This is a genomic window from Novacetimonas hansenii JCM 7643 (genome assembly GCF_000964405.1).
GTDB lineage: Bacteria > Pseudomonadota > Alphaproteobacteria > Acetobacterales > Acetobacteraceae > Novacetimonas > Novacetimonas hansenii.
On record NZ_BANE01000057.1, the window covers coordinates 14,597 to 30,128 of the forward strand.

Below are 15,532 nucleotides of genomic sequence, written 5' to 3' on the forward strand. Positions count from 1 at the left end.
ATATCGTGAAAAAGGATCAGGTTTCTGGCCCTACACCCGATCCTTCGTCGCCCTGCCTGTCTTTTTGCGCAAGTGGGAATACTTGTCTCAGCTCGGCAGGGTCATCAGCGCCTCCGTCGTGGTTATGATGGTACCACCATGCGCCAGAAGCCCCACCAAAAGGGGCGTCTGTCCCGCATTCCACGCCATGCTGAGCAGGCCAGAGGGAACATCGGCGTCGGTGTATGGATATGCCATTTCCATGGCATCGGACGCCATGCGCCTATAATCCCCCACCGTATGGGTTACAGCGCAGGCACCATTGCGACCACCAGAGGAATAGAGCACGAATAACGGATCGTCGCGGTACATGGCTTCTGGCGGGAAATCAGGTTCATACCAGTCCACCATGGCATCATAATAATGGTCACGACCGGCCGTCATCGTAATTTCCGCACCGTTGATGGCAGTAACCAGAACCAGATGCACCCGCGTCCGCGTCCCCGTCCCCGCAATTTCCAGCGCACCATCCAACGTAGCCTTCAGCGGAACGGGACCGGACGCGCCACCAATACCATCCCCCGTCAGGACGGCAACCGCGCCACATTCCATCAGACGTTCCGCCATTGAATGTGCATCAAGTTCCGTGTCCAGCACGACATGCACCGCACCAATACGGGCACAGGCCAGCAGCGCCACGATGCTTTCAACCATCAGGGGCAGGTGAATTGCGACCCTGTCACCACGCTGCACGCCCTGATCCTTCAGTGCATTCGCAAGGCGGCAGACACGTTCGTGCAGTTCGCGATAACATACCGCCTCCGCGCCTGCATTGGTGCGGATAATCACGGCCGCCCGGTCTGGACAATCACCCAGGTGGCGGTCAACACACAGGGCGGACACATTCAATGCCCTGCGACCATGATCAGGCTGCGGGCGGAAACGATGCTTTCCGGCCGTAGGGGGCTGTTGCGGGAGGGCAGCCCCCGTACGGGGAACTGACCGAAGGGCGGAATTTTCATAATTCATGCTGATCATGGTCCTGTTCCTTAATCCATCGGGTTGCGCCCGCATCCACCGCCCAGGAAACCGCGACGAATAGACCGGCGGGAAAGATTGCGTACGAAGTGCATCACAACAGGCAAAAGCAGGGATGCAGTATGGCATGCAGCCTGCCGGACATGGCGCAAACGATGTTTCATGTCCGGCAGGCCGTGCCAGAAAGCACAATCCGCACGTTATGTTTTGCGGAACATGTTTATTTTATAATTGTTTTTGTTCCGTCATGGCGCTTCATGTTTTCTGCTCTTGTTTTTTTTGTTACCCAGACTTTGGCAAATCCTGATTGTGGACGAAAGATGTTTTGCCGTTTAAAGGGGCGAATGCCGCGCCGCGAATTGCAAAGATTGCGAAGATGAAAAAAGCCGCCACCAAAACCTTTACCGGATCACGTATCCGTCATCAGCGACACCGCGTCGGAATGACACAAAGCGCACTGGCGCAGCGACTGGGTATTTCCGCCAGTTACCTGAACCAGATTGAACATGATACACGACCGCTTCCCATTACATTGCTTGGCGCGCTGTGCACTCTCTTCTCCGTTGGTGCGGATTATTTCAGCGATACCGAAGAAACCCGCGGTATGCAGGCCGTGCGGGAAATTCTGGCTGATCCCGTATTCGACATGGATGCCATACGGCTTGACAGTATTCACGCCGCCATGCGTGTGGCCCCAGACCTGTGTGCGCAGTTCGTGCGGCTTTATCGCGCCTATCTCCTGCGGCAAGAACATGCCGAAGCGGCACTGATCGGGGGAGGATCTGCATCATCACGCGCAATGCAGCATGACGGCCCCGATCGGGTTGAACCTTATGAAGCCGTGAATGACTGGGTTCAGGCGCAACGTAACTATTTTGACGAGATTGATCGCTGTGCGGAACAGCAATTCGAGATGATGCGCCTTGATGAAGGCAGTCCTGGTGAGCAGCTTGCCCGCTACCTGCTTGACCGCCATGGCATCCGCACCGAAATCGACCTCAACCTGAGCCAGAAGGGCCTGATGTGGCACATCGACCGTCGCCAGCGCATCCTGTTCCTGTCACGCCTTGCCCCTTCGGAAAGTAGCACGTTCTGGATGGCACAGGCATTGGGCCAGATTGAACATCAAAGCCTGTTCGCACGCGTAGTCCGCCGTTCACGCCTGAAGGAAAGTGAGGCGCGGGGATTGGCACGCGTGTACCTTACCAACTATTTCGCGGGCGCATTGCTTCTGCCTTATGAGCGGTTTCGTGTTACGGCACATGAAGTGCGCCATGACCTGGAACTGCTGCAACGCCATTTCGGTGTCAGTTTCGAGCAGGCCTGCCACCGGCTGAGCACCATGCAACGCCCAGGGCATGAGGGGATCCCCTTTTATTTCCTGAAGACGGATATCGCGGGAAACATTCTCAAAAGTTTCAGCGCGAACCGCTTTACACAGTCCCGCTTTGGCGGTCCGTGTCCGTTATGGAACATTTTCCGCGCCTTCAGCACCCCCCAGCAGGTGCAGGTCCAGCTATCCCAGACGACCGACGGCGCGGTCTATCTCAATATCGCGCGGACGGTCGGGCGCAACAGCATCTCTTATCTTGACCGGCCACGCCTGACGGCTGTGGTCCTTGGCTGCTCCATCACCGATGCGCCCCAGATCGTCTATTCTGCGGGGCTGGACCTGAAAGATCCGCGCATGATCATTCCCATTGGTCCTGGCTGTCGCGCATGCACCCGCGAACACTGCCACCATCGTGCCCTGCCGATGATGGGTCATCGTGTTGATGTCGATAACGAAGGACGTGGCATCGCACCATATCGCACTGCATTATAGGCAACCTGTGATGGAGCATGATGGAAACCTGCCTGCATGGCTGCGTTCATGACACGCGGCGCGTGTGTCATACACCTGATGGTGTAAATATACCATCAGTATGCTGCATTTTGTCAAATGCGGGCGATGTCATGGACATGTATCCTTTCGACGACAACAAAACCTTCCCCAGCATGACCGAATCACTGGTCATTCATGCCGCACATGACCTGAGGCTGGAGCCGGTTCCCCTGCCCCAACCCGCACCCGATGAGGTCTGGGTGGACATGGCATGGGGTGGCATATGCGGTTCTGACCTGCATTATCTTGCCCATGGCGGCGTGGGGGCATCGGTATTACACGGCCCCATGGTTCTGGGACATGAGGTCAGCGGCATTATTGCGCGTATAGGAAGCGAGGTCAGGGGATTTGCGCCAGGCGATGCGGTGGCGATTCATCCCGCCCGTCCCTGTGGCACCTGTCCCGAATGCATGGCGAGGCGACGCAACCTGTGCCGCAACACACGTTTTCTGGGGAGTGCAGCGCGTGATCCCCACACCGATGGCGGCTTTCGTCGCACGATGGTGCTGGCGGCAACGCAACTGCGTCACCTGCCACCAGGACTGGATACATGCCGTGCCTGCCTTGCGGAACCCCTGTCCGTCGCGTTACATGCGGTTGCACGCGCGGGTGACGTCCGGGGACGCACCGTAATGGTACAGGGGGCTGGACCGATTGGGCTGCTGCTGGTGGCCGCCCTTGCCCATCATGGGGCCGGACATATTGTCGTCACCGATCTGGTGGATTTTCCCCTGCAACGCGCGCGACTGCTTGGGGCCGATGCATGTTACAATACCAGCAATGTCGAGGTTAGAGACGAATTCGACATCCTGTTCGAAGCTACTGGCGTGCCGGCAGCCCTGTCACATGCGATTACCCACACACGGCGCGGCGGCATACTGGTGCAGGTTGGTATGTTCCCGCCGGGTGATATTGCAGCGCCGATGGCCCTGATTATCAACAGGGAAATAGATGTCCGTGGCACCTTTCGATTTGATGTGGAATTCGATGCTGCCCTTGCCCTGCTGTCCGAAAAACCGGAAATTGCCGATATCCTCGTGACGCAGAAATTCCCGTTAAGTGATTTTTCCTCAGCTTTTGCCCTTGCCCCGGATCGCAGGCAGGCTGCAAAAATATTACTTTCACTGCAAGACGAGTAAATCTCCTGCTTTGATTACGATCAGGCGCAGAGAATTCAAAGAATATCCAACCAGGAAAATATTGAAGAATCTTAAAGTATCTGTTGTGGTCAAGCTCATTTTGGCGTTCAAAGCCGCTTGACCCCAACGGATACGCTTGGAGACTGTTTGAAAAGATAAGTCCGATAAAATCTTGAGATAATAAAAGTTTTTGGTGAATATTTTTCAAAAATCTTCGAAAGCCCCCCCTTTTTAGATCAAAAGGCAACTCCAGAAATATTTTTCTATTTTTTATCAAAGGTTTGTTTTCAAACATCCCCTTATGTCCGATGGGTTTGAAATCTCTTTGAATGCCACAATCCATGAATTCATAAAAATACGATATTTCGTGGATATTTACAAAATATCCACAATTTTATACTAAGTATTTACCTCATACTGATGACGTAAGACCACCGTCGACCATCAGAATATGTCCATTTACGAAACTTGATGCCTCTGAGGAGAGAAACACTGCCGCCCCGACAAGTTCATCCACCCGTCCCCACCGCCCCGCAGGGGTACGCTGACATAACCATTTCGTAAAATCCTTATCAGCAACAAGATTTTCATTCATTTCCGTCTGAAAATACCCAGGCGCCAGCCCATTGACCTGCAACCCGTGCCGCGCCCAATCTGTGGCCATTCCCTTGGTCAGGTTCTTTACCGCCCCCTTGGTTGCCGTATACGGCGCGATCCCAGGACGTGCGAGTTCACTTTGGACTGAGCAGATATTGACGATCTTACCCTGCTTGCGCGGCAACATATGTTGCGCCACGGCCTGCCCTACGAAAAAGACCGCATTGAGATTGGTCGCAATCAGCGCATCCCAATCCTTACGGCTGAACTGTTCCAGCGGTGCGCGACGCTGGATTCCAGCATTATTGATCAGGATATCAATGGGACCATGATCACGTTCGATCGCCTCAACCCCGGCGATGACGGCATCTTGGTCCGTCACATCGAACCGGGCTGTAACAGCCTCAATCCCGTCCCCATCCAACACCATGCGCGCTGCCTCCAACGGTTCACGCGTGCGACCATTCAACACGATTTTCGCACCGTATTGCCCAAGCCCCCGGGCCAGTGCCAGCCCGATACCACGCGAAGCGCCGGTAACAAGCGCCCGTTTGCCCGCAAGTGAGAAAAGCGTATTATCCCGCATGGTAATTCCTGCTTTCATTATTAAGGTCTCACTACCCTAACAGGATTATCGGTCCTGTGCTGCACACGTCTATGCGCGTGGCACCGGATTTTGTCCTGCATGGCAGCTATCCTGGGGAAAGTTTTTTCGATCCGCTTTCATTCAAATAGATCTTTTTCAAAAGATCTACCATACCGTGTACTGTCCCCTCCCCCACAGGCATTCCCTTATCTTGTGATGCACACGCTTGACACCAGCATACAATGCCCTGTCGCAACCCGGCACAGGTACTATGGTCTTCTTGCCACCGCAGACCTGAACGGATACCCCTCTCTCGATTTTCAAACCGATCCGGGGAATGCATTCATTGCTATTGGAAAAGCTGCCGTGACAGACCGCCACCATTCCCCTTCCCTGGTTGGCACGGATGACATGACCATCCTGCGTGAATCCCCTCTGCTGGGGTAGGAATTGTGCAGTTTCCCATCATGATGATCTGACGCGATATAGAGACCTGGCATCTGGCACCAGTTCTGCCCGACTGGAGCCCAACAGCGGGGATCATTCATGCCGTATTCCCCACATGCCACGGGCGATTGCCTGCCGTGCAAACTCTGCTCGCTTTCCTTACGCATAAGTGCACTGCCCAGCGGAACCGGGCAAACAAAACTTTTGCCAAGTAGTTTATGGTTGGAGGCTAAAAGGTCGTTTGGAAATACCGCTGTCAAAAACATAAAATTTTTTGATGAATATCTTTATTTTATATTGATTTTTAACAACCACGATTTTTTAATGCCTGTAAAAATCATTCCAAAAACTGGTATAGAATTTACATGTCATTCTTCAATAAGGAATGGAATAATTTATGGAAACACATCATTTCCGGATTTAGCCTGTTCTGATGCAAGCAAGGATATATGATCGGGGGGCTTTGCACGTTGCCTGCAAATCCTGTTCATATGCTATCCTCAAGAGGTCTCAACCATGCCCAAAGTTCTTGTGCTTTATTATTCATCCTATGGTCACATTGAAACAATGGCCAATGCAGTGGCAGACGGTGTCCGCTCTGCAGGGTTGGAAGCCAATGTAAAGCGGGTTCCTGAACTTGTTCCGCCAGAGGTAGCCAGTGCGCATCATTTCAAGGTTGAACAGGATGCCCCCATCGCGACGATTGATGAACTGGCGGATTACGACGCGATCATCCTCGGTGCGCCCACCCGCTTTGGTCGCCTGCCAGCACAGATGGCCAATTTTTGGGACCAGACCGGTGGCCTGTGGTTGCGTGGGGCCCTGATCGGCAAGGTAGGTGCGGTATTCACCTCCACCGCGTCCCAGCATGGTGGGCAGGAAACCACTCTTTATTCGCTGATGTCGAACCTGATCCACCATGGCATGGTTATTACTGGCCTTCCCTACAGTTTCCAAGGCCAGCTCAAGCTTGATGAAGTGACCGGCGGTTCTCCTTATGGCGCCACAACGATTGCCGCAGGCGACGGCTCCCGGCAGCCAAGTGCGAATGAACGTGACGGTGCAACATTCCTTGGCCAGCATGTCGCTGAAATCACAAAAAAGCTTGCATAAAGGACAGGACGCCCTCTTGCCCAGATAATGGGCCAGAGGGTTGGCGCCTTTCCTGCACAAGAGTTTTCATGTAGCCATGCTACTGGCTCAAACACATTGACTACATACAAGGTCATAAGGGCACGGATCAGTGCGGGAATAATGTTCCTGATCGACCTGAAAACAGACCGTTGCAAGCCGTGGATTCCAGAAAAATCCATGCCTTACGCGTGATTGCAATCATGTATGATTGCACACCACCGCTTGCTTCGGTTTCTGCACGCCCCCCACCAAACTGTTGGTATTATCCAGCAGGAAATCGCCAGTTCAGATGCAAACCTGGTTGGGTGAATGATAATGACGCAGAAAACTCCCGAGTGAAGTTTCAAAAGAACCGCCTATCTTTGATAGAGCGACTTTGAGAAAACTTTATTTTTCTTACTGTCGGGCGATATCATACCCATATTTATTATATTTTAGAAAATGATTCGTAGTTTCACAGCCATCCATGAAACGGTCTTGTGATATTATGGTTATATATCACCCATCATTACCTGATGACATATACCAGAAATTTCTTCCATTTTTATTTATAATATACATATTTATTTTAAATTTCACAACGTATAAATAAAATATACAAAATAATTTTCATTTTTCCAGATCGGGGAATGAATATACTGTCCCTGCATGGACTGTGGCAGCCGCCAATGCGATGACAGGAAAAAATAGACTACAGGTTATTGATTTCCTGTGACCCCCGTCAGGGAATAGACTAATTGGTCTTTATGATACCGACCAAGACCAAAAGGTTAACGTCTCCTATATTATTCTGAATTCAAAATAGTTCCTTCCATAGATAAAAAAATAATAACAATCTTGGAACCGTGCGAAAACCGCAGGTCTGTCTGTTAAAAATGGAATGAAATACGTGGTTTTTTGGCGGAATACAGTTCACGCGGTAACAATACTCATAAACTCGTGACCATTTTCACGACTTCGTTTTTTCACGTTCAGTAAAGGTGGGATTAGCCTCCGCATCACCAATACTGGAGGAACATCCATCATGTCCGCTTTCACAGTCCCCCAAACCGCCGGTGGATGGGCGACGCTTGGGCTTGCGATCATTATCACCTTACTGGGCCTGCCACTTGTTTATATGGGTGCGGAACTCGCGTTCCTTGGTGGGTCTTGGTACTACATCATTGTTGGCCTTGCCGTAACGGTGGCAGGCATTCTCATGGCCATGGGCCGGGTTGCTGGGGGTATGCTTTACCTCGCGGCGGTCGCGTTCACGTGGCTGTGGGCATTGTGGGAAGTCGGTTTTGACGGCTGGGGCCTGTTGCCGCGTGTATTCGGCCCCACCCTGCTGGCTATTGGCGTATTGCTAAGCCTGCCGGTCCTGCGTCGTATACAAAACGCGCGTACCCTTACCGTGCGGGAGATTGCATGATGTCTACCCCCCCGATGCTGCGTTCCTTTCTGCTGGGCGCCACAATCATCGCAGGCATGTCCTGTACGGTCGCCCTGGCGCAGGTTCCCCCTGCCGAGCAGCCCCCCGGCAAGGACAACGCCACGGTCCCGCCCACGGAACCAGCCCCCTTGGCTGATGCATTTTCCGCACCATCCCCCAACGCGCCGCAGGGGCCGGGTGTCAATGCCGCAAACATTCCAGACGGACCACCTGCCGAGCCCAGCGAAGCCACCCCGATGGTGGAACAGGTCACGGCAAATCCGGCGCATGATGACTGGCCCGGCTATGGCCGTGATGACAGGGCGACCCGTTTTTCCCCGCTCAACCAGATCACGCCACAAAATATCGGCCATCTGAAGCGTGCCTTCATCTATCACACCGGCAGCAAGCCTGGTCCGGGGCAGGTGAACAAATGGGCCGCCGAGACCACCCCCATCAAGGTGGGAGACGGGCTGTACATGTGTTCCGCACTGAATGACATGATGCGCATCGACCCGGCCACAGGCAAGGAAATCTGGCACTTCCATGCCAACGAGAAATATGAAAGCATTCCCTATACGGCGGCATGCAAGGCAGTTGTGTACTACACGTCCTCGACCGTGCCCGAAGGCGAGCATTGCCATCACCGTATCCTTGAAGCCACGCTGGATGAACGCCTGATCGAGGTAGATAGCGAGGATGGCAAAGTGTGTGAAGGGTTTGGCTGGCACGGCATGGTCAACCTGATGAAAGGCATGGGTGAGTCGGTGCCCGGTTTCGTGGCTGAAACTGCGCCGCCGCCCATCGTCAACGGTGCGATCATCACCAATCAGGAAATCCTTGACGGTCAGCGCCGCTGGGCCCCCTCTGGGGTGATCCGTGGATATGATGCCGAAACCGGGCGCTTCCTGTGGGCATGGGATGTCAATCGCCCGCATGAACATGGTGAACCAAAGGAAGGCGAACATTACAGTCGTGGCACCCCCAATTCGTGGGCAGCCATGATCGGCGACAATGCACTGGGGCTGGTTTATGTGCCCACCGGAAATTCGGCGGCCGATTATTACAGCGCCATGCGCAGCCCGGAGGAAAACAAGGTTTCCTCCGCCGTTGTCGCGATCGATGTCAAAACGGGCGAGCCACGCTGGGTGTTCCAGACTGTGCATAAGGACGTATGGGACTACGACATCGGGTCGCAGCCCACACTGATGGATTTCACCAGACCTGACGGCTCCACGGTTCCGGCATTGATTATGCCCACCAAGCGCGGACAGACCTTTGTACTCGACCGCCGTACAGGTGATCCGGTGCTGCCGGTGGAAGAACGCCCTGCGCCCTCTCCTGGCATGGTCCCGGATGATACGCGTGCCCCCACACAGCCCTGGTCGGTGGGGATGCCACGCCTTGGCTTCGCCCCTCTCAAGGAAACCGATATGTGGGGTATGTCCCCCATTGATCAGCTTTACTGCCGCCTGAAATACCGTCGTGCCCATTATGTGGGCGAATTCACGCCCCCAAGCATCGATAAGCCGTGGCTGGAATATCCAGGCTATAATGGGGGATCCGACTGGGGCAGTGTGGCATATGACGAAAAGAGCGGAATCCTGATCGCCAACTGGAACAATACACCGATGTATGACCAGTTAGTCAGCCGCAAGAAGGCCGATAAGTTGGGCCTGATGCCGGTGGACGACCCCAACTATAAACCCGGTGGCGGTGGGGCAGAGGGCGCAGGCGCCATGGCCGAAACCCCGTATGGTATCGTGGTTTCACCCTTCTGGGATGAATATACCGGCATGATGTGTAATCGCCCGCCCTATGGCATGATTACAGCCATCGACATGCACACCCAAAAAGTACTGTGGCAGCGCCCGTTGGGCAGTGCGCGTGCCAACGGACCATTTGGCCTGCCGACGCACCTGCCGCTGAATATCGGGACGCCCAACAATGGTGGACCGGTCATCACAGCCGGTGGCCTGATCTTTGTGGCGGCAACAACCGACAACATGATCCATGCCTTTGATATCCATACAGGTAAGGAAGTATGGAATGACGTCTTGCCCGGTGGTGGGCAGGCCACACCCATGACGTATGAATATAAAGGCAAGCAGTATGTTGCCATCATGGCGGGTGGGCACCACTTCATGATGACACCGGTGACGGATGACCTCGTGGTCTATGCACTGGATAATACGAACTGATCGTCTGGTCTCTTGCAGACACAGCGAAACGGGACCGCGCAATGCGGTCCCGTTTTTTTACGACAGGAATATATAATTTATAAAAGATATATATTATAAGAATGTTTTTGAAATCTACACTCTGTCGGACAGGCTCGTGCGCTCACAGATCAAGAGTCAACGAAGGGGTGCGACTACGTGAACAGCATAGGGCAATGTGACCACCCTGCTCTTCTTGTGTCAGCACCACGTCACGATGATCGCCCACCCCGGCCAGAAGCGGGACGATACATGCACCACACATGCCCTGCTCACATGCCAGATCGATTTCTATCCCCGCAGCCAGCAGGGCGGATGCGATACTCTGTCCTGCCTGGACCCGGATGGTTTGCCCGGATCGGGCCAACACAACCTCAAATGGCTGGTCCATAAGGCTATGGGAGGACTCTGCGGGACGGAAATATTCAGTATGGATCTGCTCTGCGCGCCAGCCCGCAGCAACAGCATGAGAAGAAACGGCATTCATGAACCCATCTGGCCCACACAGCATGATTGCCGTATCGGGTGAAGGTATGTTCAGGCAATCGGGATATCCCTCCCGCAGGCTTCGTCTGAAATGGACATGTTCCTGATACGAACTGTTGCGGAGCATATCTGCAAACGGGGCCTGTTCCGGTTCCCGTGTGTAATAGTGCAATTCCCATTCTGCATTGTTACGCTGAAGGCGCAGCAGCATCGGCAATAGCGGCGTAATGCCGATCCCACCCGCCACAAGCGAATATCGTCGTGCCTCAGGCAACGTGAACGCATTGCGCGGGCTGGATATCTGCAATTCCATGCCGGGGCTGACTTGGGTGCATAATGATGCTGACCCACCACGTGATGTGGCATTGTCATGCTTGATACACACTTCATAAGCAGAAGTATCATCCGCTGAACCACACAGCGAATATTGCCGGATCAGGCCAGACGGCGTCATGATATCCACATGCGCCCCAGGCTCAAACCCTGGCAGGTTTTCATCATCCGCGCGCGCCACCAGACGCAGGCGCACGCACCTGGCCCCTTCTGACGTGACACTTTCAACAAGGACAGGAAACAGGGAAGACATCGCCACAGCTACCTTCACGCCGTGAAAAACTGGCTTAGCCCCATCGTGCGCAGGGCACGGCGATAGGCAATAGAACTGCGGTCCGCCATCACATGGGCCTCCAGCGTGACATCAAGCGGCAGGTTCTCGGGCCTCTGCGCCTCCACCAGGGCACGATCTTCTTCGAAAACCCTCAGGTTAAAATCGTAGACATCCTGCAGCGGCAATTCCTTGTCGAAATTACGACACATCGGTGCAAACATCCGCGTCTTGCGCGCAGATACAGGGGATGCCGCATTCATGATTACAAGGCGCCCATTATCGGGGAAATGGATTTCCAATGTTGCCGTAAATGGTACATGGACCCGGAAATGCCGTAACCATTCAAAACCCGGTCGTCCCCTGTCGGTCACGCCAATGGGGTAATTCCCCACGTTGCTACGGTATTCCGCCTCAAACCCGTCAGGGGTCAGCCTTGTCCTGTATGGGGGCACGACCGGATTTTCCGGGTCGGCAAACGTATCGGTATGGACAAAGGCAAAATGGGCCACGTCAATAAACCCCTCGACCTGCCGTCCGGCAAAACCGGCGATATCGATCCAGGGACAGTTGATCTGCTGATAGGAAGGATCGTCCCAGTGTGGCATGGGCGGGATTTCTGGCATTTCGCCTTCCGGCCGCAGGCATGTCCAGATCAGACCATAACGTTCGACCACAGGATAGGTACGCAGGTTCAGCTTCGACGGAATGGCACTGTCGGGGTGCGCCGGCACCCTTACACACCGCCCCTGCGCACCAAAACGGAAACCATGATACGCGCACGCCACCGTCTGGCCATCCCCTTTCCCCATGCTGAGTGGAACGCCCCGATGGGGACACAGGTCATCGGCAATCACAATATCACCTTCCCCCGCACGATAGATAACCAGTGGGGCATCCAGCAATGTCATGGACAGCGGCTGCGCCCCCAGATCCCGCACAAGGGCCACCGGATACCAGCATCTGGCAAGGATATTCCAGTCATCCACATCGAACGTCATGTTCCGTGGCAGGATATTGGCAGGGCTGTTGGGCGGGCATGGGCGGGTGGTCGTGGTCACGGCGGGTCCTCCTGAAGGGTCGCCGGACTGTGTCCAGCGGATCTGGAGAAAGATCATTTCACAACCAATGTAATCTCGGATATATCATAATTGATCATTTCCCATTCTCAAAATAAGCACACATGCAACCGTTCTCCCGCTTCCTTGTCTATTTCCTGGCGGTTGCGCGCCATAAATCCATACGTAAGGCGGCAGAGGAACTCCGCATCGCCGGCTCCGCCATCAACCGGCATATCCTGTTGGGGGAAAAACAGCTCCAGACGCCACTTTTTGAACGCCTGCCCAGCGGCATGCGCCTGACGGCGGCAGGAGAGCTGCTGTACGGATGCGCCAGACGATGGGGAAAGGATCTTGACGACCTCAACCGCCAGATAGATGACCTGAAGGGCATACGGCGTGGACAGGTTGACCTGCTGGCGCCAGAGGCGCTGTCACGCACCTTCCTGCCCGAACTGGTTAACCGCATGAAACACAGCCATCCAGGCGTGATTCTGGACATGAACATCCGCGACAACAGACAGATCTGTCCGACCCTGCTGTCTGGCGAAGGGGATCTCGCCCTTGTGCTGGACCCTGAAGAAACACGCGACCTTGTCATAATCCGACGCATGTCCTTTCCCCTTGGCTTTGCCTGTCGGCCCGATCACGCACTGGCACGACATGGCGCCGTCACACTGGCGCAATGCGCAACCTATCCCATGATTGCGCCGGAACAGCCGCTGGCACTGGCCGCCATGTTCACATGTCTTATGGAGGCAGGCCGGATCGTTCCAGCTGTGGCCGCCCGGGCAAACAATGTGCAGATGATCATTTCCCTTGTCACCACAGGTATCGGGATCTGTTTTCTGAGTTCCCTTGACGTGATGTCCGAAGTGGCACGCGGGGATCTGGCCTTTGTACCGCTTGTCGGCACCGACATGCCGCACCTGACGCTGGCCCTGGTACATGACCGCACCCGGCAGCTCTCACGTCTTACACATCTGGTCGGCACTCTCATGGGGGATATCATGGCCCGGCATGCGATCTGAACCCGCCCACAAAAAGACGACTGGTCTAATTTTTTGTGGACAGGGCATATATCCTCTTTTATATAAGCTGACATGAAGATCGCAGAGAAACATCGCGCTGCCCGGCAGCACATATTGCAGGCAGCAAAACCACTGATCGGCCAGCGTGGTTTCTCGGCCGTCGGCCTGGCGCAGATCCTTGATGTCGCGGACATTCCCAAAGGGTCATTTTATCATTACTTTGAATCAAAGGAAGCCTTTGGCGAAGAACTCCTGCGGACCTATGTGGAAGAATACCTGATCAGGATAGACGATATCCTCAGGAACCGCGACGGCAATGCCGCACAGCGGATTACCCGATACTGTCAGTTCTGGCGTGATACCCATATCGACGGACAGGTCGGGAACAAATGCCTGATTGTAAAACTGGCGGCAGAAGTGTCTGACCTGTCCGAACGTATGCGTGCCATCCTTGAAATTGGTACTGCCACCGTTATCGAGCGGATCAGCACGGTCATCGCCATCGGGCAGGAAGAAGGCTCCATCGGCAGCACGCAACCTGCCGGAATGCTGGCGTCATCGTTGTACCAGCTTTGGCTGGGATCAACGCTGATGGTCAAGATCACACACAGTTCCCCGCCTTTTGACCATGCGTGGCAGGCCAGCAGGCGACTTCTGGAAATCTGATCCTGGTGCATGGGGCAAAAGGTCCTGTAACAGGATTTTAATAGATGACCGGTCTACTAAATACGACCGGTCTAATAGGTGCATGATGCAGAATTTCGAATTCTATAACCCAACACGTGTCCTGTTCGGCAAAGGCATGATTGGCCGTCTAGATGATCAGTTGTCACCCCAGGCCCGTGTCCTCGTCCTGTATGGCGGTTCAAGCGCCGAGCGCAGCGGGACGCTTGCCGAGGTACGCGCCGCCCTCGGTAGCCGGACCTTTCGGGAATTCGGTGGCATCGAGGCCAATCCCACCTATGAAACCCTGATGAAGGCCGTAACCATGGTGCGTGAAGAAGGGCTCGACTTCCTGCTTGCCGTGGGTGGGGGCTCTGTCATGGATGGGACCAAGTTCGTCGCTGCCGCTGTCCCATATGAAGGTGAGGCATGGGACATCCTGACCAGCAAAGGCACAGCCGCGACCAAGGCCCTGCCACTGGGCACGGTGGTCACCCTGCCTGCCACGGGGTCTGAAATGAACTGCATGAGCGTGATTTCACGGCAGTCCACTGGGGATAAGCTCCTGTTTTCCAATCCCCTGGTCTATCCACGCTTTTCCGTGCTTGACCCGACACGCACCATGAGCCTGCCGATGAAGCAGGTTATCAACGGTGTTGTGGACTCCTTCGTCCATGTGATGGAACAGTACATGACCTATCCTGTGGACGGAATGGCGCAGGATCGCTTTTCCGAAGGGCTGCTCTCCAGCCTTGTGGAAATCGGGCCACGTATCATGGCGGCACCCGATGATTATGACCTGCGCTCCAACCTCATGTGGGTGGCGACATTGGCGCTTAATGGCCTGATCGGCGCAGGGGTGCCACATGACTGGAGCACGCATATGATCGGCCACGAAATCACGGCAAAATACCACATTGACCACGCCCGGACGCTGGCCATGGTATTTCCTGCCCTGCTGAAGGTGCGTCGCGAGGAAAAGCGTGCCAAACTGCTTCAGTATGCAGTACGGGTATGGAACCTGACCGATGGAACGGAAGATGAGCGGATCAATGCGGTTATCCGCAAGACGGAGGAATTCTTTGAAAACCTTGGTGTGCCGACCCGCCTGTCCGCCTATGACATCGGTGCGCAAGGCATTACCGACCTGGTGCAGCAGTTGGAGGACCACGGCATGACCCATCTGGGTGAAAACGGCGATATTACCCTTGACGTCAGCCGTCAGATACTCGAAGCCGCCGCCTGACCTGTTGGC

At 54.6% G+C, this 15,532-nt stretch carries 15 protein-coding genes; 11 read left to right on the top strand and 4 right to left on the bottom strand.

What is annotated here, in order from left to right; translation table 11 throughout:
- Positions 1-87: 87 nt before the first annotated feature.
- A complete protein-coding gene (locus B7G66_RS04380) occupies positions 88-1,017 on the bottom strand; it encodes an AMP-binding protein (protein ID WP_003619712.1) in 930 nt (309 codons plus the stop codon).
- Positions 1,018-1,139: 122 nt separating this feature from the next.
- Here B7G66_RS04380 and B7G66_RS17145 point away from each other — a divergent pair, with 122 nt between their 5' ends.
- The 3 genes from B7G66_RS17145 (at position 1,140) to B7G66_RS04390 (ending at position 4,041) form a co-directional block, all read left to right on the top strand.
- Complete coding sequence (locus tag B7G66_RS17145) at positions 1,140-1,397, top strand: hypothetical protein (RefSeq protein ID WP_141312704.1); 258 nt, start codon at positions 1,140-1,142, stop codon at positions 1,395-1,397.
- Positions 1,394-2,842 (top strand): helix-turn-helix domain-containing protein, encoded by a 1,449-nt coding sequence (locus B7G66_RS04385; protein ID WP_003619710.1) that lies wholly within the window; start codon positions 1,394-1,396, stop codon positions 2,840-2,842. Before B7G66_RS17145 ends, B7G66_RS04385 begins: the two co-directional genes overlap by 4 nt.
- Positions 2,843-2,973: 131 nt before the next feature.
- Positions 2,974-4,041, top strand: a complete 1,068-nt coding sequence (locus B7G66_RS04390; RefSeq protein ID WP_048858870.1) for an L-idonate 5-dehydrogenase — start codon at positions 2,974-2,976, stop codon at positions 4,039-4,041.
- 412 nt (positions 4,042-4,453) lie between these two features.
- Here B7G66_RS04390 and B7G66_RS04395 read toward each other — a convergent pair whose 3' ends face one another.
- On the bottom strand, positions 4,454-5,224 hold the full coding sequence (locus B7G66_RS04395) for an SDR family oxidoreductase (protein ID WP_003619706.1): 771 nt from the start codon (positions 5,222-5,224) through the stop codon (positions 4,454-4,456).
- A gap of 216 nt (positions 5,225-5,440) precedes the next feature.
- Here B7G66_RS04395 and B7G66_RS04400 point away from each other — a divergent pair, with 216 nt between their 5' ends.
- The 5 genes from B7G66_RS04400 to B7G66_RS04420 all read left to right on the top strand — a co-directional run bounded on the left by B7G66_RS04400 (position 5,441) and on the right by B7G66_RS04420 (position 10,417).
- Positions 5,441-5,671 carry a hypothetical protein gene (locus tag B7G66_RS04400; protein WP_003619702.1) on the top strand — a complete coding sequence of 77 codons (231 nt, stop codon included), beginning with the start codon at positions 5,441-5,443 and terminating at the stop codon, positions 5,669-5,671.
- A gap of 99 nt (positions 5,672-5,770) precedes the next feature.
- Positions 5,771-6,124: a hypothetical protein gene (locus B7G66_RS17150; protein ID WP_141312702.1), complete on the top strand. Its 354-nt coding sequence runs from the start codon at positions 5,771-5,773 to the stop codon at positions 6,122-6,124.
- A 63-nt stretch (positions 6,125-6,187) separates the two neighbouring features.
- Positions 6,188-6,784 carry an NAD(P)H:quinone oxidoreductase gene (wrbA, locus tag B7G66_RS04410; RefSeq protein WP_003619700.1) on the top strand — a complete coding sequence of 199 codons (597 nt, stop codon included), beginning with the start codon at positions 6,188-6,190 and terminating at the stop codon, positions 6,782-6,784.
- Between the two features lie 1,045 nt (positions 6,785-7,829).
- On the top strand, positions 7,830-8,216 hold the full coding sequence (locus tag B7G66_RS04415; RefSeq protein ID WP_003619698.1) for a hypothetical protein: 387 nt from the start codon (positions 7,830-7,832) through the stop codon (positions 8,214-8,216).
- A gap of 14 nt (positions 8,217-8,230) precedes the next feature.
- Positions 8,231-10,417, top strand: a complete 2,187-nt coding sequence (locus B7G66_RS04420) for a pyrroloquinoline quinone-dependent dehydrogenase (RefSeq protein ID WP_003619696.1) — start codon at positions 8,231-8,233, stop codon at positions 10,415-10,417.
- Between the two features lie 142 nt (positions 10,418-10,559).
- Here B7G66_RS04420 and B7G66_RS04425 read toward each other — a convergent pair whose 3' ends face one another.
- A complete protein-coding gene (locus B7G66_RS04425; RefSeq protein WP_003619694.1) occupies positions 10,560-11,507 on the bottom strand; it encodes a PDR/VanB family oxidoreductase in 948 nt (315 codons plus the stop codon).
- 14 nt (positions 11,508-11,521) lie between these two features.
- Entirely contained in the window at positions 11,522-12,526 is a 1,005-nt protein-coding gene (locus tag B7G66_RS04430) for an aromatic ring-hydroxylating dioxygenase subunit alpha (RefSeq protein WP_048858871.1), read from the bottom strand.
- A gap of 182 nt (positions 12,527-12,708) precedes the next feature.
- Here B7G66_RS04430 and B7G66_RS04435 point away from each other — a divergent pair, with 182 nt between their 5' ends.
- From B7G66_RS04435 to B7G66_RS04445, 3 genes are all read left to right on the top strand, one after another.
- Positions 12,709-13,614, top strand: a complete 906-nt coding sequence (locus B7G66_RS04435) for a LysR family transcriptional regulator (RefSeq protein WP_003619689.1) — start codon at positions 12,709-12,711, stop codon at positions 13,612-13,614.
- A gap of 72 nt (positions 13,615-13,686) precedes the next feature.
- Positions 13,687-14,280 (top strand): TetR/AcrR family transcriptional regulator, encoded by a 594-nt coding sequence (locus B7G66_RS04440; protein ID WP_003619687.1) that lies wholly within the window; start codon positions 13,687-13,689, stop codon positions 14,278-14,280.
- 85 nt (positions 14,281-14,365) lie between these two features.
- Positions 14,366-15,523, top strand: a complete 1,158-nt coding sequence (locus B7G66_RS04445; RefSeq protein WP_003619686.1) for an iron-containing alcohol dehydrogenase — start codon at positions 14,366-14,368, stop codon at positions 15,521-15,523.
- The last annotated feature ends 9 nt before the right edge of the window (positions 15,524-15,532 follow it).